This is a genomic window from Pseudomonas sp. PGPPP4 (assembly GCF_002256045.1).
Lineage (GTDB): Bacteria > Pseudomonadota > Gammaproteobacteria > Pseudomonadales > Pseudomonadaceae > Chryseomonas > Chryseomonas oryzihabitans.
In genome coordinates, this window is sequence record NZ_NKID01000002.1 from 239,052 (window position 1) to 261,413 (window position 22,362).

Consider the following 22,362-nt stretch of genomic DNA (forward strand, 5'->3'; position numbering starts at 1 on the left):
CCCGATGTCCGCTCCGTTCTTCCGCACCACCCTCGCTGCCGTTCTCGCCTGCTGTATCGCCGTGCCCGCCAGTGCCGCGCTCGATGCGCGCATCCAGACCGCTGCGGAGCAGGCCAAGGCGCCGACGCTCAAGCTGCTGGAGCAACTGGTCAACATCGACTCGGGTTCCGGCTACGAGCCCGGCCTGAGCGAGGTGGGCAAGCTGGTCAGCGCGGAATTGAAGACACTCGGCGCCACGCTGCAACAGGTGCCCAACACCGCGCCGGACAAGAGCCAGCACCTGGTGGCCACGCTCAAGGGCAGCGGCAAGGCGAAGATTCTCCTGCTGGCGCACATGGACACGGTGTTCAAGGAAGGCACCGCCAAGGCCCGGCCGTATCGCACCGATGAAAAACGCGCCTATGGTCCGGGCGTGTCCGACGACAAGGGCGGCATCGTGGTCGCCCTGGCGGCGCTGGAGATCCTCAAGCAGCTCGACTTCAAGGACTACGGGCAGATCACCCTGTTGCTGGACGCCAGCGAGGAAACCGGCTCCCAGGCCGCCACCGAGCTGATCGCCAGCACCGCCAAGCAGCACGACGTGACGCTGAATCTGGAGCCCGGTCGACCGGCCGATGGCCTGGTGGTGTGGCGCAAGGGCAGCGCCACCGCCGTGGTGGAGGTCAAGGGCAAGTCGTCCCACGCCGGCGTCTCGCCGGAGCTGGGGCGCAACGCCGCCACCGAGGTGGCGCATCAGGTGCTGCAACTGGGCAACCTGGGCGATGCGGAAAAGAAGACCTCGGTCAACTTCACCGTGATCGAGGCGGGCGAGCGCATCAACGTGATTCCCGATCACGCCGTGGCGAAGGCCGACGTCCGCGCCGCGCTGCCCGAAGAATTCGACCGGGTGGAAAAGGACCTGGTGCGGATCTCTGCCAACAAGCAGATCCCCGATACCGAGGTGACCACGCGGCTGGAGCGTGGCCTGCCGCCGATGCCGCAGACGGCGGCGAGCGATCGGCTGCTGGCCATGGCCCAGGGCATCTATGGCGAGCTGGGCCGCAAGCTGACCGTCGAAGGCAGCGGTGGCGCCGCGGATGCCAGCATCGCCGCCGGTGCCGGCGTGCCCACCCTGGACGGCTTCGGCATCGTCGGCGGCAAGCTGCATACCCCCGAGGAGTACGTCGAACTGGACAGCGTGGCGCCGCGTATCTATCTGCTCACGCGCATGCTGGTGGAGCTGTCCAAGGGGCAGTGACGGCCCAGGCCCCCTGATGCATGGGGGCCAGCGCCCAGCGGCCAGCGATCAGGGCGCGCAGTTGCCCGCCTTGGTGAAGCCTGCCGCCTTCGCCTCGGCTTCCGAGGCGAACGTGACCTGGTTCTTCGGCGACACCTGGGCGTAGCTCGGGCAGCCTTGCGGCAGGTGATAGACGTGGCTGTTGCGGTTGCCGATGATCGCGCCCTGGCTGGCAGCGGCAGGGCTATCGGTCCTGGCCGGTGCCTTCGGCGCCGATTTCGGTCCGGGCAGCGGGCTGACGATGCCGTCGCCGACCGGCTGGTAGCCCAGCGTCCAGTGCCGCTCGCCGGACACGAAGGGATTGCCGTAGCCCATCACCGCGGCGATGCGTCTGTCCCGTTCGCGCTCCCAGGCGGTGACCGGCTGCTGCTTGTCCCAGGCCATGAGCAGTTGCTGCTGCTGGCGCGACATGTTCAGGCCGTAGCGATCGAACATGTAGAAGGTGACCCGGGCGACCAGTCCCTTGACCTCGTCGCGCGGTTCGGCGGCGCGTTCCTGGAAGTCGATCCTGGTCGCGCAGCGGCCATATTGGGGCTGCACGCCCTGGGCCATGCCGTAGTTGAAATTGGCCCGGTCCCCATTCACCTCGCCCACGGCGGGGTAGAGGTTGAAGAGGTCGGCCTCCATCGCCCGGAACACCGGGTCATCCGCCACGCAGTGTTCGCGGCCGCCGTTCTGCCAGCACTGGCGCTGATGACCAAAGGTCCAGGCCGGCACGATGTGCTCCCATTCGGTGCGCTCCCCACGGGTTTCCTGCTTGCGTGCCTGGAAGCCGCAGGAGGCGGCATCGACGCGCCCCCCGGACTTGCCGACCCACTCCCATTGGCAGCCGCAATAGAGGTCGCCCTGGGCGCTGGTGTTCTGGTCGAAATAGACTTTTTGTTTGGCGATTACCTTGGCTTCGACAAAGGTATCGGGCGCAGCGGCGAACGCGGAGGAGGCCAGCAGCGTGGCCAGGAGAAGCGAGAGCAGAGGACGCATGTATCTTCACGGCTTATTTAGGGCGCCGAATTGTATAGCTTTTGCCGGGCTGATGGCGGGTGCAAAGGTTCGGGGGAGTCAAGGAAGCGCTCTAGCCCGAGGGGGCGGGAAACACCGCGGTGGAACGCATATTCAGCAACAATGAGATTCGCTACGATTTGTGAACCAAATCTCAAAAACTTGTCTGATGACGCAGTCTGCACATCTGTCCGGAGTTTTTTATGAATGGCCCCAACCCCTGCTGTGATCTGGGTATGAGCACCTCGTTGCTGGAGCAGGAGCTGGCCGAGCGCAAGACGCGTCTGGCCCATGCCCATGCCCATGCCCAGGCCGATGCCCAGCGCCAGTTCCTATCCTACGCGGACGAGCACGCCTGCATCGCCGTGCTGGAGCGGGCGCTGGCCAAGGCCTATCGGTTTTTCTAGTGTCTGGCTGCCGGCGCCTGGCGTGAGGCGCCCGGAGTCCGGCTAAGGGAGGCGCCTATTCAGGCGCTCCTTCGGCACTGAGTCGACTAGCGCCTCAATTCTGGTTGTAGCAGCCGTTGCCGAACACCTGGTAATCCAGCTCATGTTCCCGGCCAGCGTGATCCAGATAGTCGAGGCGGGCCGTGACGATCCCGCATTGGGCGCTCAGGTCGGTCTGGCTGACCACCCGGTCGACGTCGAGGGGGACGAAGAAGCCGGGCTGGTCGTGGATCAGGGCGGGATGGTCGGGAGCGGCCAGGGCGGAGCCGGTGGCGAGCAGACCGAAGAGACCGAGCAGCAGTGCTTTCATGATGAGTCCTCTTGAGTGGGGTAGCTATTCGCTGACCGGGCCACTCTAGGGGGACAGGAGGGACGTCAGCCTGACCGGCGCATGACAAATCGGTCATGGAGGTTTTCGTCTGGTCGCGCAGAAGGCCGAGAGATCCGCGCGGACCTCTTACCAGGCGCCCAACGCTCAGACCGAGCAGTCCAGCGTCTTGCCCGGCACCCGGCGCCGCCCGCAGGACAGCATGACGATCACCAGGACGCAGCCGATGAGGATGGCCCCTGAGGACAGCACGAAAAGGCTGCGCCGGTCGTTGCCTTCGATGATCAGGCCCAGCAGGGTCGGCGCCGCGGCGGCCGAGGCGACCTGCACCACGCCGACCAGCTTGGTCAGGCGACCGCTCGGATCGTGGGTTACGACCGACGACATGTAGTAGGACAGCGCCAGGTTCCAGCCGAAGTTCATCAGGAACACCGCGATCATCAGGTCCGAGGCCGTGTGGATGCGCGTGGCCAGCAGGTAGATGGCGCCGAGCACGGCCAGGGAGCCGGTGAGGATCATCGGCACCCGGCCGAGGTGCCGCCCGGCCAGGCTCGGCAGCGCCGCACCGGGCAGGCCGCCGAGCAGGCCAAGGCTGATCGCCCAGCCGATATCGACCGGTGCCACCCCGGCGTCGCTGGCGATGCCCTCGACGAAGCCCCACAGCGAATAGATCGACAGCTGCAGGAACAGCATGCCGAGCAGCGAGCAGACGCCGATCACCGTCAGGCCGGAGCGTAGCGACGCCTGGGAGACGGATCGTGTTTCCGGGCTGTGCCTGGCCGGCAGGCAGAGGCTCAGCAGGCAGACCAGGGCGAACCAGGCTGCCAGGTAGTAGATCGCCCCGGCGAAACCCTGCCACTGGGCGATCATCGGCATGATCACCGCGCTGCTGGCGAACAGGGCGGTCTGCACGAACAGCAGGATGCCGAAGGACCTGTCCTGGCCCGGCATGCTGCCCAGCCAGTAGATGGCGTAGGAGTAGAGCACACCCGAGCAGAGACCCGAGAGACCGCGCAAGGCCAGCAGCGGATCGAGCGCGGTGACGCTGGCGGTCGCGGTGTTGGCGAACAGCAGGAGCAGGGCGGTGCCCAGGGCCAGGGTGCGCGGACCGAGGAAGCGGATCATCGGCAGGTACAGCAGCGTCCCGACGATGGAGCCGCACATCTCCACGGACAGGGTCCAGCTCTGCTGCGCCAGGCTCAGGCCGAGGCGTTCGGTCAGCAGTCCGATAAAGATCGGCTGCACACCGATGACGAGGATCGAGGCGGCGGCGATGGCGATGCACGCGGCGCGTACCAGGGTTTGATGGGCGATGGTCATGGTCATTTACCTGCCGGCTCGGCCACGGCGGGGCCTGCCGCTTCAGTAGAAAGCCGTGCTGCGAGAAGGGTGGGCGGTCAGGTGAGGCGATAGCAATGGATGGCGACCCGGTCGGCGGCGGGATAGCCCACCTTGCCGATCATCACGCTACGGGTCAGCCAGTCGAGTCTGCCGCTGGCCACCTGGAAGCGCGGCGTGCAACTGCAGTGATAGTCCTCCTCGGCGATGGGCCAGAGGCCCTGGGCGACCTGCGCCCGGCCCCGGTCGCTGAGGGTGATCAGGCCGGTGTTGTGGATGTTGATCCACTCGCCCTGGTCGCTGCGCAGGCTGTAGCGAGCGTCCAGCTCGCCCACGCCATCGCTGCGCAGCAGATAGAAATCCGCGCCGCCGGCGATGACTTCGCCGCGCACGTTCAGGCCTTCGAACTGCCCGCCGGTGATGCGGTAGTTGCTGCGCTGGCCATCCGTGCAGGCGCCCAGGCCATCGGCCGGATCGATGATCACATGCAGGCTCAGCACCCATTCCAGCGTCGGCACGGCGATCCCGTTTTCTGTCTTGGTATTCATCACGCTCTCCTGTGCCCCTCGGGGGCAGTGGTGGCTGGTGGTCAGTAGCGATAGGTGAAGTACAGCTCGAGGGCGCTGAAGCGCTCGTTATCGCCGAACGCCTGGCGGGCGGCCGACCTGGCCTGCACCCAGTTGTACGAGAGCGAGCCGTAGAACTGCCGGTTGGGGGTCCAGTCGAGATACACCGCGGTCTCGTCGGCGAAACGCCGATCGCTGACCGCGGCGCCGCGGAAGTTGGCCTGGTCGAGCCAGAACTGGTAGTGGATGACGCCGAGGGTGAGGGTGTCGCCGAGGCGGTTCTTCAGCGAGAACTGCTGGACGCGCTCGTTGCTGTTGAACAGCAGGTAGTTGCCCACCACGTCGCCGATCAGCCAGGTGCTCCAGTCCGTGAACCCCTTGCTCAGCGGATCCCAGGCTTTCTGGCGATTGTCGGCAGGGTTGCTGTCACCGGAGAAGACGGCGTAGCGATAGCCGAGGGTGGGGCTGAAGGGCAGGTCCTGGAATTGATAGTCGGCCTGGGCGTACCAGGCCCTGGCGTCGTAACTGAGGGCGCCATTGCCGCCGCGCTGCACCGCGTATTCGCCACTGAGGGTGAGGTTGGGCAGGCCCGGCAGGTGACCGCGCAGGGCCCGCAGGTTGTACACCCGCATGCCGTCGCGGCGGACCGCGGTGCTGTCTCGGCTGGCCAGGGTATCGACGGTCATGGCCAGGGCGCCGAGGGTCACCTGGCCGTCGAGGTCGTAATCCAGGTTGGCGCCGCTCAGGCGGAAGTCGCCGTAGTGATCGTCGGTGCTCAGGGTAAAGGCCTGGGCCTGGGCCGGACCTTGCCCCCACGCCAGGATCGCCGAGTCGCGAAAGGCAGTGCGCGGACCGAGCCAGTAGGCGCCGTCGCCGAATAGATCGAGGTTGCCGTCCATGACGATGAAGCCGGTGCCGACCATGAAATTCTGGCGGCCGGCGGTGAATTTCCAGTCGCCCAGCTGCACCCCGGCATAGAGCTCTTCCGGGGCGAAACGGCCGTCCGAACTGCGGGTGAAGCCACCGGCATCGCCGTCGCCAAAGGTGGTGGCACCGACCACCGAGCCCCCGGCGAGCAGATGGAGCCTGTCGCCGAGCGAATAGTCGAGGGTGACGCCGGGTTTGACGTAGAACTCTTGCCAGGCGCTACGGCTGCCGTCGTTCTGGCCGCTGCGGGCATCCACGCGCCCGGCACCGAAGTTGACGCCCCGGGTGGTGATGGAACCGGCGCCCACCGTCAGGTTGAGGTCACCTTTGAGATTCTCGTAATCGAACGCATAGCCCGCCAGGGCCGGCTGGCTGGCCAGCGGCAGGCCGAGCGCCAGCAGCACGCCGGGAAGGCGCTTGGTTGTGCACATATAGAGCTCCTGACTATTTTTCTTGTATTACAGGGCAGTGAAGGGTGGCCAAGGCGACCACCGAATACCTGGCGCGGCAGGTGGGAGCGCTGGCGGGCCGGCGCTCGTCGATCTCGTTAGGGATGGATCAGCCGCGCAGTTGGGCGGCGATGGCGCGCAGCAGCCGTACGGTATCGATGTCCAGTTCGGTGACCGCTTCGGGTAGCGAGGATTGCTTGACGATCACCACCTCGGCGGCGCGGTCGACGAACAGGTACTGGCCATGGATACCGCTGGCCATGAGGGCCGGACTGTGGTCGTTGAAGACGTACCACTGGCTGCGATAGGAGGCGCCCGGGGTCCAGTCGGAGAAGTCCTGGTGCACGCCATAGACGGCCGGATCCCCGCCGGCCGCAATGGCCTCGATCACCGCCTGGTCGATGACCTGCTGGCCATCGACCCGCCCGCCGCTGGCCAGCATCAGGCCGAAGCGGCCCATGTCGCGCAAGGTGGCGTTGAAGCCGGCACCGGCGACGCTGCGACCCCAGGGGTCGGCCATGAAGTAGGCGTCGCGCTCGCAGCCGAGTTGCTGCCATACCCGCTGCAACTGCTCGGCGCAGCCCAGGCCGCTGGCGCGCTCCATCACCCAGGCCAGCACCTCGGTGGTGGCGGTCACGTAGTGGAAGAAACCGCCGTGCTCGCCTCTTTTGCGCAGCGATGGCAGGTACTGGTACAGCGACTCGTACTGGGCGTACGCGGGCAGGGCCGGCTTGAAGCCACAGGCGTAGCCGTACTGGGAGCTTTCCGAGGTGGGATCGTCATAGAGCTCGGTGTAGTGGACGCCCACGGCCATGTCGAGCAACTGGCGGACGCTGGCGTCGCCGAAGGCACTGCCGGCCAGTTCCGGCACATAGTGCTGGGTCAGCGCCTGGGCATCGAGCACGCCATCGTGGATGAGTTGCTCGCCGAGCAAACCGATCAGCGACTTGGTGACCGAGAACATGATGTGGCGGTCGGTAGCGACCTGACCGTTGAAGTAGCGCTCGTACACCACCCGGCCCTGGTGCAGCACCAGAAAGCCGTCGGTCTTGCTGGCCTGCAGATGGTCGAGGGCGCTGACGCTGCGGCCGCAGCTGCTTTCGAATCTCAGTGCTTCGAGGGCTTCGGGTGCATGGGCCAGCACCCTGTCCGGTCGCGGTCCGGCTGCCACCTCGATGGTAGGGCGCAGGCGCGCCAGATGGCGGAAGCCCCAGCGATTGAACGGCGGTGACATCCAGTTGGCCCAGGTCACGCGCCGGTCCGGCTCGGCCGGAAAACCCTGCATCAGTACGGGCTCTTGTTCTTGTCTGTCGTACATCTCGCTGACTTCCCGACTCCGGGAAACCAGGGAGCGATCGAGGCTCTGGTTCATCAGACTCATCCTGGCAGTGACCCTGCGTAGAGCAGGTACGAGAAAATAATTAACCCTGTTAATTTCTTTAGTCAATAAAATATTTTCTTTGCCGAAGCCTGGCCAGCTATTCTTTCGGGCACCCCAGGAATCAGGAGCGACGGTGAGCGGGCTACGCGAACGTCAGAAGGAATCACGCCGCACCGCCATCTCGGCCGCGGCGGTCATGCTGTTCCAGCGCCAGGGCTTTCGCGAGACCACCGTCGAGCAGATCGCCCGCGAGGCCGGCGTCTCGGCGCCCACGGTGTTCAAGTATTTCGGCAGCAAGCACGAGATCATCCTGGAGATGATCAAGGAGTCCGATCGCCGGGCCCTGGTCGACGTACGCCGGCACCTCCGCGACTTCGCGGATCCCGTCGATGCGCTCTGCCACCTGGAGCACCTGCTCGTCAGCTACGCGCTGGATGTCTTGCCCGCCGCCCTCTGGCGCGAACTGCTGCCGCTGGTGCTGGTGGGGGGCGACAGCGGTCTGCCCCTGGCCTACCGGCAGATGAACAGTGGCCTGCAGGACGAGATCGCCAAGGTGCTGCGCGAGTTGCAGGCCGCCGGCAAGTTGCGCGCCGACCTGGATGTGCAACTGGCCGCCTTTCTGCTCAACGACTACTCCCATCTGCAGTTGCTGCGCCTGACGGCCGGTGACCCGCTGGATCGCGAAGGCCACGCGGCCAACGTGCGCAACACCACGCGCCTGATCTTTGAGGGCATGCGCGCGCCGCCGGCGTGAGGCGCCAGCGGCGTCATCAGCCGTGGCGGTGTCTTTACGGATCGGCTGGCATCTCGACAGGTTTCGCTCAGGACGTGGGGGCACCACGGCGATACGATTGCGAGGGCAGGGGGCAGGGGGCAGGCGCAGCGGACAGCGGCGCCGACCCAACCGTGAGCCGACCAAGGCGAGCGCCTCTCACCTATCCCGGCAGGGAGGTGCCCAGCCCTTTTCAGATGCGCCTATAGTGAGTCCGCGCGTAGCAGGGGAACGTTGAAGCGCCTTATCGGCGGCGATCGCCACTCCTGCCGTAGCCAACGGGCCGATCCGGCGCGTGCGGCTGCTCAGAACAACAAGGTAATGGGGTGCTTATGCCTATAGCGGGCTTTTTGATGCTGGTGGGTTGCTATCTGGCGGGCGTCTATATGACGACTCATATAGGCGGCATTCCGGCCAGCGTCATAGGGATCATCGTCCTCTTCGCGCTGCTGATGCTCTTGCGTCAGGTGCCGGAAGGCGTGGAGACCATGGCCGGCAACCTGCTCAAGTACCTGCCGCTGATGCTCGTGGTGCCGGCGGTGGGCATCGTCGATTTCAGCGGCCTGGAGGCCTCGGTGTGGTTGCGCCTGGTACTGGTCATCGCCCTGTCTCTGCTGGTCACGGTGCCGCTGTGCGGCTGGTTGCTGCAGTACCTGATCGGACGGAGCAAAGACCATGGCTGATCAATCCCTCGCACCCCTGCTGGCCCTGTCCCTGACCCTCGCGGCCTATCAGCTGGCGCTCGTGCTGCAGCAGCGCCTGCGCCTGGTCATGCTGCAACCGGTGCTGGTCACCACGGCCATCGTCGCCACCGTGCTGTGGATTGGCGGCATTTCCTACGAGCAGTATCGCAGCGCCAGCGGGATGCTCTCGATGCTGCTCGGCCCCACCACCGTGGGCCTGGCCGTTCCGCTCTACAAGAACGCCCAGCGGGTGAAGGCGCTCTGCACGCCGCTGCTGATAACCCTCGTGGTCGGCGGCGTGGTGGGCGTCTCCCTGACCCTGGCCCTGGGCTGGCTGTTCGGCTTGTCCGAGACCCTGCTGATGAGTCTGGTGCCCAAGTCGGTCACCATGCCGATCGCCTTGCCGCTGGCGGATCATTTCGGTGGCATCGCGCCCCTGACCGCGGTGATCGTCATGCTGACCGGCGTGATCAGCACCACGCTGGCGCTGCCGCTGCTCAAGGTCTGCAAGGTGGAAGATCCGGCGGCGCGTGGTCTGACCCTGGGCATGAATGGCCATGCCATAGGCACCGCCCATGCGTTGCGCGAAAGTCAGGAGACGGCGGCCTTTTCGGCGCTCGGCATGATCCTGCTCGGCATCCTGACGGCGCTGGTGCTGCCCGGGGTGCTAGGCGCCTGAGCCGCCTTGCCCGAGCGGGCGGGAAGGGGCGTGGCAGGCCAGCCCGAGCGTCACGGCCTCGGCGGCTCCTGCAGGGCTCGCCGCAGACCGGCGTGGCCCAACGACCAGGCGATGCCGTCCTCGGCCAGGCCCAGACCCGCGTTGATCCAGGTGTCAGCGGCGTAGCGCTTGCGCAGTGCTATCGCGACCTGGGCGGCGACACAGGCCGCCGTCGCCCCGATCACGGCAGGCAACAGCCGCGGTTGCCGCCGCGCTCCGGCGAGCGCTGCCGCGCTGAGGCCACCGGACAGGGCACGGACCAGCATCGAAGGCGCTAGGGTGCGGTCCGGGGCGAAGGGCAATTTGTCGCCCAGCAGCTCGCCGGCCGCCAGGGGCAACAGGTACTGCCGTACGGGCTGCGACGCGAGCGTACGTGCGGGTTCGTAAGCTTCGTCGAGGTCCTCACGTTCCGCCAGTGCCCGGCTGACCAGGGTCGGCGCCAGCATGCTGCGCATGCCCGTCACCACGCCAATGGCCAAGGCGCCCCACAAGACATTGCTGGCTGTCGTCATCGTCGAGTCTCCCAAGGGTCGTTCCAATAGGGACCGGGTCCACGGGTGACTGTTCAGCTGGATGGCGCCACGGGTCGAACGCCTGCTCGTATCCGGGGGGTGCCCGTCTTCCGGGCTCGCGGCGCGGGCACTGTCGCTAATGAAATAGCAAAGCGCCTGCCGGATGGGGGGCGAGATCAGGCGCTCAACAGTGCCCGGACGTGTGGCCGCCAGGGTTTATGGACCAGCCGGCCCTTGAGCAGGTCGGCATCGGTATCCAGCAGCCGCGAAGTCCGGAAATGGTCCCAGTCGTGCTGGAAGGCCGAGCGCGAACGCAACAGCTGGAGCTGCGCCAGCACCACCCGTTCTTCCTCGGCCGAGTTGCAGGGGTCGATCCAGTCGATGCGACGGCGCTCGCGATCCACCTTGCCGGCCATGACCAGGTGGCCATGGCGATCGGAGACGGAGATCCGCTTGGGGTGAAAGTCGAGCGCCGCCACGGGGGTCGGATAACGATCCTGGCGGACCGCCGCCAGGGCGATCCGAAGCACGTCATCGAGCACGCCGCACTGGCCGAGCTGGACATGTCCAGCGACATGGAAGGTGCCACGCCCGGCGTCTTCGAAGCGCTCCAGCGTCCCATGCAGCAGGATGGTGAATTGCCGCTCGAACAGATCCTGGCGAAGCGAGGTGCCCGGTACATAGGGGTTGCTGACGAAGGGCTGGCCTTCGAAGTGTCGAATGATCAGGTCCATGATGCCTCCAGCGTCCTGGAACCCATCATGCCCCGGAAAGGATGATGGATTCCTTAAGGGTAGACGATGCAGGCGGGAAGCCAAGTCGGGCCGGTGATCCGCACTCCACCCGGCGGCGCGGAGCAGGGACCTTGCCGTCTGGTCATCGCCGCACCCTACGGCTTGGCTGGAACTAAGGCGTAGGGTACGCGCCCGAGGCCTGGGCGACGTTCAGTGACTGCCCGGGGCTATCAGAAGCGAAAGGCCTGGCGACCGATCAGCAGCCAGTGGCCGTTCTGCTTCTGCCAGATCTGGAAGTTCTCGATTTCGGTGGGCACGACCTTTCCGCTGTTCACGGCCTGGGCGGAAAAGTGGTTGCGCACCAGGGCGACGTCGCCGGACAGCGTGATCTTCTGGTTGAGCATCTTCAGCTCGTTGAAGGCGCTTTTGCCCGTCTCGATGTCGGCGATGAAGGCCTTCTTGTCCTGAATGTTGCCGCTCGAATGGCCATAGGTCAGGTTGTCCGCGGTCAGGGCATCGAGTTGCGCAATATCCTTGTGCCCCATGGCTTGGGTCAGCTTGTCGACCGCAGTGGCGACATCGCCTTCATCACCAGTGGCCGCGGCGACATAGCCGCTGAACAGACACAGGAAACCTACCGCCAATTTCAGCTTTTTCATGCGCGGATCCTTTTGTTGTAGTTGTCGGAAAGGGGGCGTAGCAGGCGTCACAAGACGGCCGGTCTTGTCGGTCATCGTATGACTATTGGATTGTGCCTGGCGGAAAGGGGTAAGGCCAGCCCTGGCCGCGCCTCTGGTCCAGCGGCGTCACCGCCGCGGCCGGACTGATGCGCGGGTCTTGGAGCGGGCGTGTTTGGCGAGCGGCCACCGGCGATTCCCCTGCCCAAGTGCCGCTCAGTCATCAATATGGACAGTTCATGCGATAACTGATGTATTCATCAGGCCGTCACGAAAGATGATGGCAATAAGCCAGTCGGCAATCGACAGCAGTGCTTTCAGGTAAGACCACCATGGGCATCGACGACACCGAATTTCCACCTCGCCTCACCCTGACCAGTCCGCTGGACCTGAACCGGGTCATGGACCAGGCCCGCCTCGATCAGGGCTTCATGCGCCGGGTCATCACGGTGCTGGAAGAGTGTGGGGTGGACGATCGTACCGACGATGAAAATGCCCTGCTCGAATGGGCACGCGCCTTCCAGCGGCGCCAGCCGGGTGAGGCTGAAGGGTAGCGGGCCATAGGTGCCCACGCCGGGCATTGGCCCGCTTTGGTGAGGCGGCCGCAATCAGTCGATCCGGCGTAGGCGTGGCGTCAGCCTTGATCCAAGCTTCCGGTAGGCGCCGTTTCTGCGGCCAACCCCAGTTGCAACGGCGCCAGCAATGCCGTCTCGGCCACCATATCGGCAACTCGCTCGTTGAGATCCTGCACGGCCTGGAGGACAGCCTGCACGTCCGGATCCTCGCAATCGACCTTGCCCAGCCGCCTGGCATTTTCCTGGAGCTGACGATGGAGGCCGAGCAGCGCCTCCCGGGCGTGGCTGTGGAGATCAGGATGCATGGCGGGTCTCAGGTTCTTGTCTGGGCGATAGCGCCTGGCCACTATGTCCACATTGTTTTGGTATCGCAATAAACATTAAGACGATTCCGCTACCTTTCGACGAGTGGCGGCAGGGGCGGGGGATTTCCACGTTGTGGCTGAATTTCTCTGCACAGATTTCCAGTCATACCGTGTCCCGCCTGAGCCTGGCGAATCTCGGGATGGCGCTAGTGGAAGGTCCAGGCGCCGATGCCTGGGCCAAGCAGGCAGCCATCGGGTCCACCCTGAGCAGATCGGAGGCACTCCCGTAGCCACCGGCGACGCACCGACGGCGAGTATCCAAAGATCGCCACCTTTTTCGGCCATTACCACCTGCCGGCCGGCGACCTGCAGCAGCTGATGCTGCAGGCGCGTGACAGCTGCTCCGACCAGGTGATGGCCGACTACTACGCGGCCCACAAGCAGATGTTCATCGACATCTTCGATGGCAAGACCTGACGTTCTCGAAAACTGACCATCCCGTGGAGCGCGTCCGGATCGTCCAGGCGCGAGACGCCGGTCAGACCTGCGCCATGCCACCGTCGACCGGCAACTCGGCGCCGGTGATGAAGCTGCTCTGGTCGCTGGCGAGAAAGAGCGCGGCTGAGGCCACTTCCTCGACGCGTGCCATCCGGCCGAGCGGGATCGGTCTGTTCAGCCGCTCTCTTACCTCCGCCGAGGTCGCCGCCATCATGGCGGTGTCCGTGGGGCCCGGTGCGACGACGTTGACGCGGATGTTGCGGGGCGCCAGTTCATTGGCCCAGGTCCGCGCGAAGGCGCGTACCGCCGCCTTGCTCGCCCCATAGACGCCATAGCCCGGGGTGCCGATCGCCGCGGCGATGGAGCCGATCAAGACGATGGCGCCGCCAGTGGGCATGATCGCCGTGGCCGCCTGGGTGGCGAAGAGCAGGGCGCGTACGTTGAGCGCGAAGGTCCGGTCGAAGTGCTCCTCGCTGATGGCCTCGAGCGGGGCGAACTCCGAGAGGCCGGCGTTCACCACCAGCACATCCACCCGCCCGGCTTCGCGCTGCACGCTGTCGAAGAAGGCGGCAAGGGCCGTCACATCGGACGCATCGAGGCTGCGCTCGAGCAACCTGCCCGCGCCGCGTTCGCCGTCGCGGGCCTGGGTGCGTCGACTGCTGGCGTAGACCGTGGCGCCCTCGGTCGCGAAGCGTTCCGCGATGGCCCCACCGATCCCGCCATGACCGCCGATCACGACGGCGACTTTTGCTGAAAGTGTGCTCATGGATCCTCACCCGATTGCTGTGGCTATCCAGGAGTACGGTATCATTCGTATATCTGATGGCAAGAACGCACCTGCGGGTGCCTAGATATCCAGGCGGATACCCATGTCCAGCAACGAGCTCGAACTCCCGCTCGACGTCAGCGCGACGCGTCCCATCCTCGAACACATCGGCAACAAGTGGGCCGTGCTGATCCTGAGCGTCCTGTGCACGCAGCCGGCGCGCTTCAACGACCTCAAACGCCGCCTCCATGGCATCACCCACAAATCCCTTTCCGAGGCCTTGAAGCGGCTCGAGCGCAACGGCCTGATCAGTCGCAAGGTCCTGCCGACGCAGCCGATCGGCGTCGAATACACCATCACCCCGCTTGGTAGCTCGCTGCGCGAACCCTTCGCCGCGCTCTATGGCTGGGCCCTGGCCCATGGCGCCGCCATGGAAGAGGCGCAACGGGTCTACGACGAGTCGCGAAAGGGGGAGGGGCAGGAGGAGGACCTCTAGTGCCCGTGATCTGGTCAGGGGATTGCCGGTGAGTCCCCGGCGAGAGGCTTACTGAGTCATGAGCGCGGGCGGGACGGCCTCTCCCTCGCCGGGGAGGCGCCACACCGCCCTCTGGAACGGCCACCACGCGGCGTGCGCCGGCGCTAGCGACTCAACTCATAGGCGCACATGTTCACCGTGGCCGCCAGATTCAGGGACTCGATGGCGCCCGAACCGCCGATGGTGAAGGGCTGGGCGTTCAGCGCCGCCAGTTGCTCGCGCGGAACGCCGCGGGCTTCGTTGCCGAACAGGTAGCAGTCGAAGGCTGCGAAGTCAGCGGACTGCACGGGCGTACCCTGCATGTCCAGGCAGGCGAGGCGGGGGAAGCGCTCCTGTAGCCCGTCGAGTTCGATGTCGAGCTCCAGCGGGGTGTGGAAGATGGCGCCCATGCTGGCGCGGACCACCTTGGGGTTGTAGGGGTCGACGCTGCCCGGGCTGAGCAGGCAGCGAAAGCGCCCGAACCAGGCCAGGGTGCGCAGGATGGTGCCCAGGTTGCCCGGATCCTGGATCTCGTGCAGGTAGACGGCGCGCTCGCCCTCGACCGCTGCTGCCACGGGCTCCCGGGGCATGGGCACCACCGCAAGGATGCCCTGCGGGGTCTTGGTGTCGGCGAGCTGCGCCATCTGGCGGTCGCTGATCAGGTGCGTGCGGAACGGACTCTGCCAGTGTTCGTAGGCGCCCGTCACATAGAGTTCGGCGCGCTGCAGCGGGGGATGCTGCAGCGCGGCCTTTTGCAGTTCCAGCGCCAGGTGCTCGCCCTCCACCAGGAAGTGGCCGAATTCGGCGCGGTACTTCTTCTGGTGGAGCTTCTTGATGTCGTCGAGCTTCATCAACCCGCGGCCCGAACCAGCGGCGCGTCCTGGGCGTCGCCTTCCGCGAGCATCGCCTTGGCCAGGGCCTCGGCGACCTTGATGCCGTCCACGCCGGCGGACAGGATGCCGCCGGCGTAGCCGGCGCCTTCCCCGGCTGGATACAGGCCGCGCAGATTCAAACTCTGCAGGCTGTCGTTGTCGCGGGTGATGCGCACTGGCGAAGAGGTGCGGGTCTCGATGCCGGTCAGGATGGCGTCATGGCGGTCGAAACCGCGGATCTGCTTGCCGAAGGCGGGCAGGGCTTCGCGGATGGCCTCGATGGCATAGGCGGGCAGCGACGGCGCCAGATCGCCCAGGCGCACGCCGGGCTTGTAGGAGGGCTCGACTTCACCGAATTCGGTGGAGGGCACGCCGCGAATGAAGTCGCCGACCAGTTGGCCGGGCGCGCAATAGTCGCTGCCGCCCAGTTCGTAGGCGCGCGATTCCAGGCGCTCCTGCAACTCGACGCCGGCCAGCGGATCGCCGGGGAAATCCTGCTCGGGATTGATGCCCACCACGATGCCGGAGTTGGCATTGCGCTCGTTGCGCGAGTACTGGCTCATGCCGTTGGTGACCACCCGGCCCGGCTCGGAGGTGGCGGCCACCACGGTGCCGCCCGGGCACATGCAGAAGCTGTAGACGGCGCGGCCGTTCCTGGCGTGATGGACCAGCTTGTAGTCGGCGGCGCCGAGTTCCGGGTGGCCGGCGTACTTGCCCAGGCGGGCCTGGTCGATCATGCCCTGGGGGTGTTCGATGCGGAAGCCGACGGCGAACGGCTTGGCTTCGATGTACACGCCCTGGCGGTGCAGCATGCGGAAGGTGTCGCGCGAGCTGTGGCCCAGGGCGAGCACCACATGGCGGCTGTGCAGGGTCTCGCCACTGGCGAGCACCACGCCTTCGAGCTGGCCGTCGTTGATCACCAGATCGGTGACCTTGCTCTCGAAGCGGACTTCGCCGCCGAGTGCGATGATCTCTTCGCGCATGGCGGCGACCACGCCGGTCAGGCGGAAGGTGCCGATGTGCGGCTTGCTGACGTAGAGGATCTCTTCCGGCGCGCCGGCGCGGACGAATTCGTGCATCACCTTGCGGGCGTAGAACTTCGGATCCTTGATCTGGCTGTAGAGCTTGCCGTCGGAAAACAGCCCCGCACCGCCTTCGCCGAATTGCACGTTGGATTCGGGGCTCAGCACCTTCTTGCGCCACAGCGCCCAGGTGTCCTTGGTGCGGCTGCGCACGTCCTTGCCGCGCTCCAGCACGATGGGCTTGAAGCCCATCTGGGCCAGCAGCAGGGCGGCGAACAGGCCGCAGGGACCGAACCCCACCACCAGCGGGCGCTCGGTCAGGTTGGCCGGCGCCTGGCCGACCGGGTAGTAGCCGGTGTCCGGCGCCGGACGCACGTGCAGGTCATTGGCGAAGCGCGCCAGCACCGCCGCCTCGTCGCGCACTTCCAGGTCGATGATGTAGATGAACAGGATGACGCTGTTCTTCTTGCGCGCATCGTAGCTGCGCTTGAACACGGTGAAATCGAGGAGGTCGGCGTCGCCCAGCTTCAGGCGTTCCAGGATGGCCTGGCGCAGCTCGGCGGGGGTGTGGTCAAGCGGCAGAGACAGTTCGTTGATGCGAATCATGACAATAATCCTGGCCGGTGACTCCGGCAAAGGAAGGGACGAGGAGGGGTAGGGCGGCGATTGTACCCGGCGGCTCCAGCGCTGTCAGGCCGGGACGATGGGCGCTCCACTGGGCGGCCTGGCGGTCGCTTGGGCGATCCCCGATTCGTCCCCGGGCGTTATCGGCTTATAATCGCCGCCACTTTGCGGCCGGCCAGACCTGGCGCGCGTCCGCTTCTCACCCGCTTTCCCGTGGTAGCTCCAACATGAAAAGATCCAAAAGCAGCCGTCGCTGGCTGGATGAACACGTCAACGATCCCTACGTCAAACGCGCTCAGAAAGACGGCCTGCGCTCGCGCTCCAGCTACAAGCTGATCGAGCTCAACGAGAAGGACAAGCTGATCCGTCCCGGCATGCTGGTCATGGACCTGGGCTCCGCGCCCGGCGGCTGGTCGCAGGTGGCCGGCGGCATCGTGGGCGACAAGGGCCGCGTGGTGGCCACCGACATCCTGCCGATGGGAGCCCTCGACAACGTCGACTTCGTCCAGGGCGACTTCACCGACGATGCCGTCTTCCAGAAGATCCTCGGCGTGCTCGATGGCCGCCAGCCCGACCTGATCGTCTCCGACATCGCGCCCAACATCAGCGGGGTCGCGGCCGCCGACCAGGCCGCCGCCATGTACCTGGTGGAACTGACCCTCGACATGGTGCGCCAGGTGCTCAAGCCCGGCGGCAACTACGTGGTCAAGGTCTTCCAGGGCGAAGGCTCCGATGTCTTCCTGAAAGACGTACGCACCTCCTTCGAGAAGGTGTCGATCCGCAAGCCCGAAGCCTCGCGTCCCCGCTCGCGCGAGGTCTATCTGGTGGGCAAGGGTTTCAAGGGCTAGCGTCAGCCCTTGCCGCCGGCGCGGGCCTGTTCGATGGCCCGCCGACACGTTGTTTCGTCATTAATACCTGCCGCTACCCGCCGAGTGACTGCACCGGGTCCTGGAGTTGCTGCAGCGCATTCCCGCGTCTTTCGAAGAATCGCTTCCTTCCCCCAGGAAACGCTGAGAATCCCGTGATCAGGGCCAGCACGAAGTGGCGTTCCCCTTCAACGCTATCCCGCAACTGTGAAGGGATGTTTCCGGAAGGAATTAATTCCTGGGCGGCTGCTAGGGTTTCCTATTCATCTGCGCTCAAGCAGTTGTTGCGGTGAGGGTGTGCCGAAGACTGGGAGCGGGAGAGATGGATACCTATGTGTTCGAGACGGCCAGAAGATTGCTAACGGACATCTATGGCGCCTTGTACGAGATGGAAAGCGGGCATGGTTTTAGATGTGTGAAGGCCGAGCGAGGTCAGATCTTCCTGTATCGGCCGGTCGCCGGATTGGCCGCCGGCAATCTGGGCGAGATCGCCTTCGAGATCGAATCCCATGCCAGGCGCGCAGGCCGGGGGATCGTCGAAACCCGACACTTCTTCAGGCAGCTGAAAGTCGACAGCGGCCACCCCACCGAACGTGACAGTCGCTATGACTGGCCGCGGATCGGCTTCACCGATAAGGAAGAGGTCACGGCTATCGTGCTCGAGCTCAAAGCCTTTCTCGGCGTAAGCCGCTGAGGCTTTCCAGCAGACAGCGCGGCCAGGGATCCTGGCGAGCCTCCATCCGCTGTCTTGCAGGCAGAGGTGCTCACCCTGGGGTGGCACCCCTGCCGAAGGGGACCGCATTGCCGGATCGGTCTCAGGCCGGCTCTTCGAAACGGGCATAGCCGACCGGGATGCCGCCTTGGCTGGCCTGCCGCGAGTTGTCGACGAGAGCGGCCGCCCGCTTGGCCAGTCCCGGCCCCGAGCGCTTGGTAGCGGGGCGCGGCAGGTCTTGGCCGGTCAAGGTGCTGTTCAGGGTGAAGAACTCCATCAGTTGCTGGAGCAATTCGGCCTGGCTGCTCATCTCTTCGGCGGTGGCGGCCAGTTCCTCGGAGGCCGAGGCGTTCTGCTGGGTGACCTGGCTGAGCTGCAGCATGGCGCTGTTGATCTGCTCGACGCCGGAGGTCTGTTCTTCCGAGGCGGCGGTGATCTCCTGCACCAGGTCGGAGGTCTTGCTGATGGAGGGCACCATCTCATCCAGCAGCGAGCCGGCGCGCTCGGCCAGGGCCACGCTGCCTTGGGCGACGTGGCTGATCTCCTGGGCGGCAACTTGGCTGCGCTCCGCCAGCTTGCGCACCTCGGACGCCACCACGGCGAAGCCCTTGCCATGCTCGCCGGCTCGCGCCGCCTCGATGGCGGCGTTGAGGGCCAGCAGGTTGGTCTGGTAGGCGATGTCGTCGATGATGCTGATCTTGGCCGCGATGGTCTTCATCGCCACCAGGGTGTCCCTGACGGCCTGGCCGCCTTCGTTGGCCTCGCGATTGGCCTTGCCGGCCATGCCGTCGGTGACCTTGGCGTTCTCGGTGTTCTGGGCGATGGAGGCCGACATCTGCTCGACGCTGGCGCTGGTCTCCTCGACGGAGGCGGCCTGCTCGGTGCTGGCCTGGCTGATGCTCTGGGCAGTGGCGGAGATCTCTTCCGAGGCGCTGGCCAGCCCATCGGAGGCGCTGCGGACATCGCTGATGATCTGTGACAGGCGCTGGTTCATGCCGTCCATGGCGCGCAGCAGGGCGGCGGTCTCGTCACGGCCCTCGGCGTCGATGGGCTGGGTGAGGTCGCCGGCGGCCAGGCGATCGGCGATCTCGACCGCGGCGCGCAGGGGCCGGGTGATGCTGCGACTCATGAGGAAGCCCAGCAGGATGCCAAAGGCCACACCCCCCGCGATGATGCCGATCAGCATGACCCGGCTGCGCGCATAGATCTGGTCGGTGAGGTCATTGGCGTCGCTGGCGTTCTGCTCCTTGCGCCTGGACAGTTCGGTCATCAACACGCCGACCTGATCGCCATAACGGCGGACGCTAGCCAGTTGGTTGTCCAGTTCCGGGTCGGCGTCACGTAGCGCCCTAGTGCCCGCGATCGTCATCGCCTGGTCCAACTGCGAGGCGTAGCTGCCGAGCAGTTCGTCGATCTGCCGGAAGTTGGTCGCCGAGGCCTCGCTACTGAACAGCGGTCGGGCCTTGGCGAGATTGTCTCTGACGTTGGCAAGGCCCAGCTTGACCTCCGCCTGGGCGCGATTGCGATCCTCTTCACTGATGGCCAATAGGTAGTTGCTGCGCGCGCGGCCGATAAAGACCAGATTCAGATTGGCCTCCTTGATGTAGGACAGCCCGAGCAACTCGTTCTGATAGAGCTGAGTCGCCAGATCGTTGATCTGACTGCTGTTGCTCAGGCCCGCCAACCCCACCAACAGGCTGATAGAGGCTACCGCGATAAAGGACGTGATAAGGCGGGTGCCAATCCGGAAATTCTTGTACATCTGAAAGCTCCTGCTTAGGAAGGCTAGTGTTCGCGACTAGCCAGGACTGACGACGGAATAGTGACGTCAATAGGCAGGCTTTCGGATCGGGCTTAAATAAATTTATAGTGGCCTAATGCCGCATCAATGAATTACTTTAACTTATCGAGATAATGCTGGTATATCCCGATAAAGATTTTCGCGATATCCATGCAACGTTTTAAGGCGGTCGAGAACAAACTGGCGCGTCCATGCCCGGAGAGCCTGAAAGCTTGTCAGGGCGCGGGGTCAGGGATGGGCGTACAGGCGTTTTCTTATCGAGATAGGCTTATCTAGCATCTGATCTTAAGAGTTGGGCGTGACAAGCGTGACGGTTGCAATACCGATCGATATAGGCGCTTTGTTTAGTCTGAGGGTAAGTAGCTGGAGCCAGTTAAAGCTCGACTAAGTCGCAAGAGTTGGCAGGTGCCTTAAGCGCTATTCGCGGAAACGTCTGCGGCAATTGGCAAGATTGAATCACCCACGCGCCGTTACCAGCGCTTTCAAATTGCACATCGTTAGTTGGTCGGCGTCATGCAAGACGTCCAGCAGACCACCAGGTATCAGCGTCCTTTCTCTGGCCTGTAGGACGCTGGTCGACATCTGGCCGCCTGGCAACTAGGACGACGCCCCGGGTCTCAGGAAGGGCAGTACATGGGCGACATAGTCGGCCTTGCCCAGCTCGACGCCCTGGGCGCGGAGGATGGCGTAGGCGGTCATCACGTGAAAGTAGAACTGCGGCAGCGCCCAGTCGCGGACGTACTGTTCGGCGGTGAAGTCGAAAACCAGGCCCTGGGGCAGTTCGTGAGCGACAGGCGCGCTCTCCTTGATGGGCGACCCTTCGCCTGCGATGGCCTGTACCCGGTCCAGGGTTTCGCGGATGCGGGCCTGCGCCTGGACGAGGGTGCCCGGTTGTTCGGCGGCGTTGCGGCCTTCGTTGAGCAGCGCTGTCAGTTCGGGCGGAAAGGCCTGGTCGTGCAGGCGCAACATGCCTTCCTGGGCCTGAACGCAGGCGAAGCGGATCTGGGTGGCGAGCGGGAACATGTCGGGCGCCAGGCGGGCGAGCAGCAGGGCCTCGGCGGCACCGTCCGGCCGTTGGGCCTCGGCCTTGCCTAGCCAGGCCGACAGGGCGCCGAGCAGATTGGTATAGGTGGGAACGAGGATATCCGTGAAGGTCATGGCGGGTCCTTGATGGGGGCTGGAGGCAGGGCCGGGCAGCCCTAGTAGAGCGTGCTGGCGATACGCTGCGGCAGGGCCTGGTCGTAGGCGTCGCCGTCCACCTGCGTCGGGCAGAGCTGCTTGAGGATGGTGCCGGGAGAAGGCAGCGCGCTGCGTGCCAGGTGCTTGGCGGGATCCCACAGGCCGGCCCGGATCACCGCGCGGCTGCACTGAAAGTAGACGTTGGTGACCGTGACTTCCAGTACGGTCCGTGGGCGCTGACCCTTGACCTCGAAGCGGGCCAGCAAGGCCGGATCGACCGCTATCCGGGCGGTGCCATTGATGCGCAGGGTTTCGCCGATGCCGGGGATCAGGAACAGCAGCGCCACCCGAGGATCCTGGAGGACATTGCGCAGCGTATCCAGGCGGTTGTTGCCCCGGCGGTCCGGCAGGTAAAGCGTCCTGGCATCCTGGACATGCACGAAGCCCGGCGCATCGCCGCGCGGCGAGGCATCCAGTCCCTGGGGCCCCGAGGAGGCCAGGACCACGAAGGACGCGGCTTCGATGAAGGGATGGTAGACGGGGTGGATGTGATCGGTTTCCTTGAGGATCGAGGGTGCCGCGACCTGGCCGTAGAGACTTTCCAGCGCTTCCAGCGAGCTGAGGTAGTCCTGCTGATCGTTGTCTTGCTGCATGCCCAGCTCCTGGCTTGATCTGAAAGTTGCGCGCCCGGCTAGGCGCGGCTAGCCCGGTGCCTTTTTTTTCGCGACGGCTGAACGGGACTCGCTGGACTGTAGCTGATTTGAGAGGTGGCAGTGACGTGTCGACATTTGCCAGCGCCCTCGTGGCTCGCGCAGAGGAGGC

Annotated in this window: 25 protein-coding genes; 9 read left to right on the forward strand and 16 right to left on the reverse strand. The window is 65.3% G+C overall.

Translation table 11 applies throughout. The annotated features are described in order from the left end of the window. Nucleotides 1-4 precede the first annotated feature (4 nt). Nucleotides 5-1,237, forward strand: coding sequence for a glutamate carboxypeptidase (locus CFE50_RS03935; RefSeq protein ID WP_286731373.1), 1,233 nt, complete (start codon nt 5-7; stop codon nt 1,235-1,237). Between the two features lie 48 nt (nt 1,238-1,285). On the opposite strand, the gene CFE50_RS03940 is transcribed toward CFE50_RS03935, so the two are convergent. Then, the gene (locus CFE50_RS03940; protein ID WP_353743999.1) at nt 1,286-2,248 is read right to left on the reverse strand and encodes an endonuclease; all 963 of its coding nucleotides are present in this window, start codon (nt 2,246-2,248) and stop codon (nt 1,286-1,288) included. A gap of 230 nt (nt 2,249-2,478) precedes the next feature. Between CFE50_RS03940 and CFE50_RS03945 the strand changes: the two genes are divergently transcribed. Beyond that, entirely contained in the window at nt 2,479-2,682 is a 204-nt protein-coding gene (locus CFE50_RS03945) for a hypothetical protein (RefSeq protein WP_027601972.1), read from the forward strand. A 94-nt stretch (nt 2,683-2,776) separates the two neighbouring features. Here the strand turns inward: CFE50_RS03945 and CFE50_RS03950 are convergent, their stop codons facing one another. The 5 genes from CFE50_RS03950 to CFE50_RS03970 form a co-directional block, all read right to left on the reverse strand. Continuing rightward, the gene (locus tag CFE50_RS03950; protein WP_027599750.1) at nt 2,777-3,031 is read right to left on the reverse strand and encodes a DUF2790 domain-containing protein; all 255 of its coding nucleotides are present in this window, start codon (nt 3,029-3,031) and stop codon (nt 2,777-2,779) included. 165 nt (nt 3,032-3,196) lie between these two features. Further along, entirely contained in the window at nt 3,197-4,369 is a 1,173-nt protein-coding gene (locus CFE50_RS03955) for an MFS transporter (protein WP_286731381.1), read from the reverse strand. Nucleotides 4,370-4,446: 77 nt separating this feature from the next. Beyond that, the gene (locus CFE50_RS03960; RefSeq protein WP_042133558.1) at nt 4,447-4,935 is read right to left on the reverse strand and encodes a DUF3237 domain-containing protein; all 489 of its coding nucleotides are present in this window, start codon (nt 4,933-4,935) and stop codon (nt 4,447-4,449) included. 41 nt (nt 4,936-4,976) lie between these two features. Beyond that, the gene (locus CFE50_RS03965) at nt 4,977-6,311 is read right to left on the reverse strand and encodes an alginate export family protein (protein ID WP_286731386.1); all 1,335 of its coding nucleotides are present in this window, start codon (nt 6,309-6,311) and stop codon (nt 4,977-4,979) included. A 127-nt stretch (nt 6,312-6,438) separates the two neighbouring features. Beyond that, nucleotides 6,439-7,701, reverse strand: coding sequence for a serine hydrolase domain-containing protein (locus CFE50_RS03970; protein ID WP_502694674.1), 1,263 nt, complete (start codon nt 7,699-7,701; stop codon nt 6,439-6,441). Nucleotides 7,702-7,843: 142 nt separating this feature from the next. Between CFE50_RS03970 and CFE50_RS03975 the strand changes: the two genes are divergently transcribed. The 3 genes from CFE50_RS03975 to CFE50_RS03985 all read left to right on the forward strand — a co-directional run bounded on the left by CFE50_RS03975 (nt 7,844) and on the right by CFE50_RS03985 (nt 9,844). Next, entirely contained in the window at nt 7,844-8,464 is a 621-nt protein-coding gene (locus tag CFE50_RS03975; RefSeq protein WP_286731389.1) for a TetR/AcrR family transcriptional regulator, read from the forward strand. 404 nt (nt 8,465-8,868) lie between these two features. Continuing rightward, nucleotides 8,869-9,165, forward strand: coding sequence for a CidA/LrgA family protein (locus tag CFE50_RS03980; protein WP_286731392.1), 297 nt, complete (start codon nt 8,869-8,871; stop codon nt 9,163-9,165). Next, nucleotides 9,158-9,844 carry an LrgB family protein gene (locus tag CFE50_RS03985; protein ID WP_286731395.1) on the forward strand — a complete coding sequence of 229 codons (687 nt, stop codon included), beginning with the start codon at nt 9,158-9,160 and terminating at the stop codon, nt 9,842-9,844. The genes CFE50_RS03980 and CFE50_RS03985 overlap by 8 nt, the downstream gene beginning before the upstream one ends. A 50-nt stretch (nt 9,845-9,894) precedes the next feature. On the opposite strand, the gene CFE50_RS03990 is transcribed toward CFE50_RS03985, so the two are convergent. From CFE50_RS03990 to CFE50_RS04000, 3 genes are all read right to left on the reverse strand, one after another. Further along, nucleotides 9,895-10,395 (reverse strand): DUF4126 domain-containing protein, encoded by a 501-nt coding sequence (locus tag CFE50_RS03990; protein WP_286731397.1) that lies wholly within the window; start codon nt 10,393-10,395, stop codon nt 9,895-9,897. Nucleotides 10,396-10,571: 176 nt separating this feature from the next. Next, entirely contained in the window at nt 10,572-11,129 is a 558-nt protein-coding gene (locus CFE50_RS03995; protein ID WP_286731399.1) for a hypothetical protein, read from the reverse strand. Nucleotides 11,130-11,359: 230 nt separating this feature from the next. Further along, entirely contained in the window at nt 11,360-11,788 is a 429-nt protein-coding gene (locus tag CFE50_RS04000; protein ID WP_286731400.1) for a nuclear transport factor 2 family protein, read from the reverse strand. 350 nt (nt 11,789-12,138) lie between these two features. Here CFE50_RS04000 and CFE50_RS04005 point away from each other — a divergent pair, with 350 nt between their 5' ends. Then, entirely contained in the window at nt 12,139-12,360 is a 222-nt protein-coding gene (locus CFE50_RS04005) for a hypothetical protein (RefSeq protein ID WP_241808888.1), read from the forward strand. 80 nt (nt 12,361-12,440) lie between these two features. Here the strand turns inward: CFE50_RS04005 and CFE50_RS04010 are convergent, their stop codons facing one another. Both CFE50_RS04010 and CFE50_RS04015 read right to left on the reverse strand, forming a co-directional pair. Then, a complete protein-coding gene (locus CFE50_RS04010; RefSeq protein WP_286731403.1) occupies nt 12,441-12,686 on the reverse strand; it encodes a hypothetical protein in 246 nt (81 codons plus the stop codon). A 538-nt stretch (nt 12,687-13,224) separates the two neighbouring features. Beyond that, entirely contained in the window at nt 13,225-13,950 is a 726-nt protein-coding gene (locus CFE50_RS04015; protein ID WP_286731404.1) for an SDR family NAD(P)-dependent oxidoreductase, read from the reverse strand. Between the two features lie 103 nt (nt 13,951-14,053). Here CFE50_RS04015 and CFE50_RS04020 point away from each other — a divergent pair, with 103 nt between their 5' ends. Next, complete coding sequence (locus CFE50_RS04020) at nt 14,054-14,446, forward strand: winged helix-turn-helix transcriptional regulator (protein ID WP_286731405.1); 393 nt, start codon at nt 14,054-14,056, stop codon at nt 14,444-14,446. Between the two features lie 143 nt (nt 14,447-14,589). On the opposite strand, the gene CFE50_RS04025 is transcribed toward CFE50_RS04020, so the two are convergent. After that, nucleotides 14,590-15,315 (reverse strand): TrmH family RNA methyltransferase, encoded by a 726-nt coding sequence (locus CFE50_RS04025; protein WP_286731408.1) that lies wholly within the window; start codon nt 15,313-15,315, stop codon nt 14,590-14,592. Continuing rightward, nucleotides 15,315-16,964 (reverse strand): NAD(P)/FAD-dependent oxidoreductase, encoded by a 1,650-nt coding sequence (locus tag CFE50_RS04030; protein ID WP_286731411.1) that lies wholly within the window; start codon nt 16,962-16,964, stop codon nt 15,315-15,317. Before CFE50_RS04030 ends, CFE50_RS04025 begins: the two co-directional genes overlap by 1 nt. A 245-nt stretch (nt 16,965-17,209) precedes the next feature. Between CFE50_RS04030 and rlmE the strand changes: the two genes are divergently transcribed. Then, nucleotides 17,210-17,830, forward strand: coding sequence for a 23S rRNA (uridine(2552)-2'-O)-methyltransferase RlmE (gene rlmE, locus CFE50_RS04035; RefSeq protein ID WP_007158737.1), 621 nt, complete (start codon nt 17,210-17,212; stop codon nt 17,828-17,830). A gap of 340 nt (nt 17,831-18,170) precedes the next feature. Beyond that, nucleotides 18,171-18,542: a hypothetical protein gene (locus tag CFE50_RS04040; protein ID WP_286731417.1), complete on the forward strand. Its 372-nt coding sequence runs from the start codon at nt 18,171-18,173 to the stop codon at nt 18,540-18,542. A 121-nt stretch (nt 18,543-18,663) separates the two neighbouring features. Here CFE50_RS04040 and CFE50_RS04045 read toward each other — a convergent pair whose 3' ends face one another. The 3 genes from CFE50_RS04045 to CFE50_RS04055 all read right to left on the reverse strand — a co-directional run bounded on the left by CFE50_RS04045 (nt 18,664) and on the right by CFE50_RS04055 (nt 22,193). Further along, a complete protein-coding gene (locus CFE50_RS04045) occupies nt 18,664-20,322 on the reverse strand; it encodes a methyl-accepting chemotaxis protein (RefSeq protein ID WP_286731418.1) in 1,659 nt (552 codons plus the stop codon). 636 nt (nt 20,323-20,958) lie between these two features. After that, entirely contained in the window at nt 20,959-21,519 is a 561-nt protein-coding gene (locus CFE50_RS04050) for a DUF1993 family protein (RefSeq protein ID WP_241808895.1), read from the reverse strand. 41 nt (nt 21,520-21,560) lie between these two features. Continuing rightward, complete coding sequence (locus tag CFE50_RS04055) at nt 21,561-22,193, reverse strand: pyridoxamine 5'-phosphate oxidase family protein (RefSeq protein ID WP_286731421.1); 633 nt, start codon at nt 22,191-22,193, stop codon at nt 21,561-21,563. Between the last annotated feature and the right edge of the window lie 169 nt (nt 22,194-22,362).

What these genes read in the sequence shown, in the direction of transcription:
- CFE50_RS03935 (WP_286731373.1), top strand. Translation starts at nt 5, where the DNA reads ATGTCCGCTCCGTTCTTCCGCACCACCCTCGCTGCCGTTCTCGCCTGC.
- CFE50_RS03945 (WP_027601972.1), top strand. Translation starts at nt 2,479, where the DNA reads ATGAATGGCCCCAACCCCTGCTGTGATCTGGGTATGAGCACCTCGTTG.
- CFE50_RS03950 (WP_027599750.1), bottom strand. Translation starts at nt 3,031, where the DNA reads ATGAAAGCACTGCTGCTCGGTCTCTTCGGTCTGCTCGCCACCGGCTCC.
- CFE50_RS03955 (WP_286731381.1), bottom strand. Translation starts at nt 4,369, where the DNA reads ATGACCATCGCCCATCAAACCCTGGTACGCGCCGCGTGCATCGCCATC.
- CFE50_RS03960 (WP_042133558.1), bottom strand. Translation starts at nt 4,935, where the DNA reads ATGAATACCAAGACAGAAAACGGGATCGCCGTGCCGACGCTGGAATGG.
- CFE50_RS03965 (WP_286731386.1), bottom strand. Translation starts at nt 6,311, where the DNA reads ATGTGCACAACCAAGCGCCTTCCCGGCGTGCTGCTGGCGCTCGGCCTG.
- CFE50_RS03970 (WP_502694674.1), bottom strand. Translation starts at nt 7,701, where the DNA reads ATGAACCAGAGCCTCGATCGCTCCCTGGTTTCCCGGAGTCGGGAAGTC.
- CFE50_RS03980 (WP_286731392.1), top strand. Translation starts at nt 8,869, where the DNA reads ATGACGACTCATATAGGCGGCATTCCGGCCAGCGTCATAGGGATCATC.
- CFE50_RS03985 (WP_286731395.1), top strand. Translation starts at nt 9,158, where the DNA reads ATGGCTGATCAATCCCTCGCACCCCTGCTGGCCCTGTCCCTGACCCTC.
- CFE50_RS03990 (WP_286731397.1), bottom strand. Translation starts at nt 10,395, where the DNA reads ATGACGACAGCCAGCAATGTCTTGTGGGGCGCCTTGGCCATTGGCGTG.
- CFE50_RS03995 (WP_286731399.1), bottom strand. Translation starts at nt 11,129, where the DNA reads ATGGACCTGATCATTCGACACTTCGAAGGCCAGCCCTTCGTCAGCAAC.
- CFE50_RS04000 (WP_286731400.1), bottom strand. Translation starts at nt 11,788, where the DNA reads ATGAAAAAGCTGAAATTGGCGGTAGGTTTCCTGTGTCTGTTCAGCGGC.
- CFE50_RS04005 (WP_241808888.1), top strand. Translation starts at nt 12,139, where the DNA reads ATGGGCATCGACGACACCGAATTTCCACCTCGCCTCACCCTGACCAGT.
- CFE50_RS04010 (WP_286731403.1), bottom strand. Translation starts at nt 12,686, where the DNA reads ATGCATCCTGATCTCCACAGCCACGCCCGGGAGGCGCTGCTCGGCCTC.
- CFE50_RS04015 (WP_286731404.1), bottom strand. Translation starts at nt 13,950, where the DNA reads ATGAGCACACTTTCAGCAAAAGTCGCCGTCGTGATCGGCGGTCATGGC.
- CFE50_RS04020 (WP_286731405.1), top strand. Translation starts at nt 14,054, where the DNA reads ATGTCCAGCAACGAGCTCGAACTCCCGCTCGACGTCAGCGCGACGCGT.
- CFE50_RS04025 (WP_286731408.1), bottom strand. Translation starts at nt 15,315, where the DNA reads ATGAAGCTCGACGACATCAAGAAGCTCCACCAGAAGAAGTACCGCGCC.
- CFE50_RS04030 (WP_286731411.1), bottom strand. Translation starts at nt 16,964, where the DNA reads ATGATTCGCATCAACGAACTGTCTCTGCCGCTTGACCACACCCCCGCC.
- rlmE (WP_007158737.1), top strand. Translation starts at nt 17,210, where the DNA reads ATGAAAAGATCCAAAAGCAGCCGTCGCTGGCTGGATGAACACGTCAAC.
- CFE50_RS04040 (WP_286731417.1), top strand. Translation starts at nt 18,171, where the DNA reads ATGGATACCTATGTGTTCGAGACGGCCAGAAGATTGCTAACGGACATC.
- CFE50_RS04045 (WP_286731418.1), bottom strand. Translation starts at nt 20,322, where the DNA reads ATGTACAAGAATTTCCGGATTGGCACCCGCCTTATCACGTCCTTTATC.
- CFE50_RS04050 (WP_241808895.1), bottom strand. Translation starts at nt 21,519, where the DNA reads ATGACCTTCACGGATATCCTCGTTCCCACCTATACCAATCTGCTCGGC.
- CFE50_RS04055 (WP_286731421.1), bottom strand. Translation starts at nt 22,193, where the DNA reads ATGCAGCAAGACAACGATCAGCAGGACTACCTCAGCTCGCTGGAAGCG.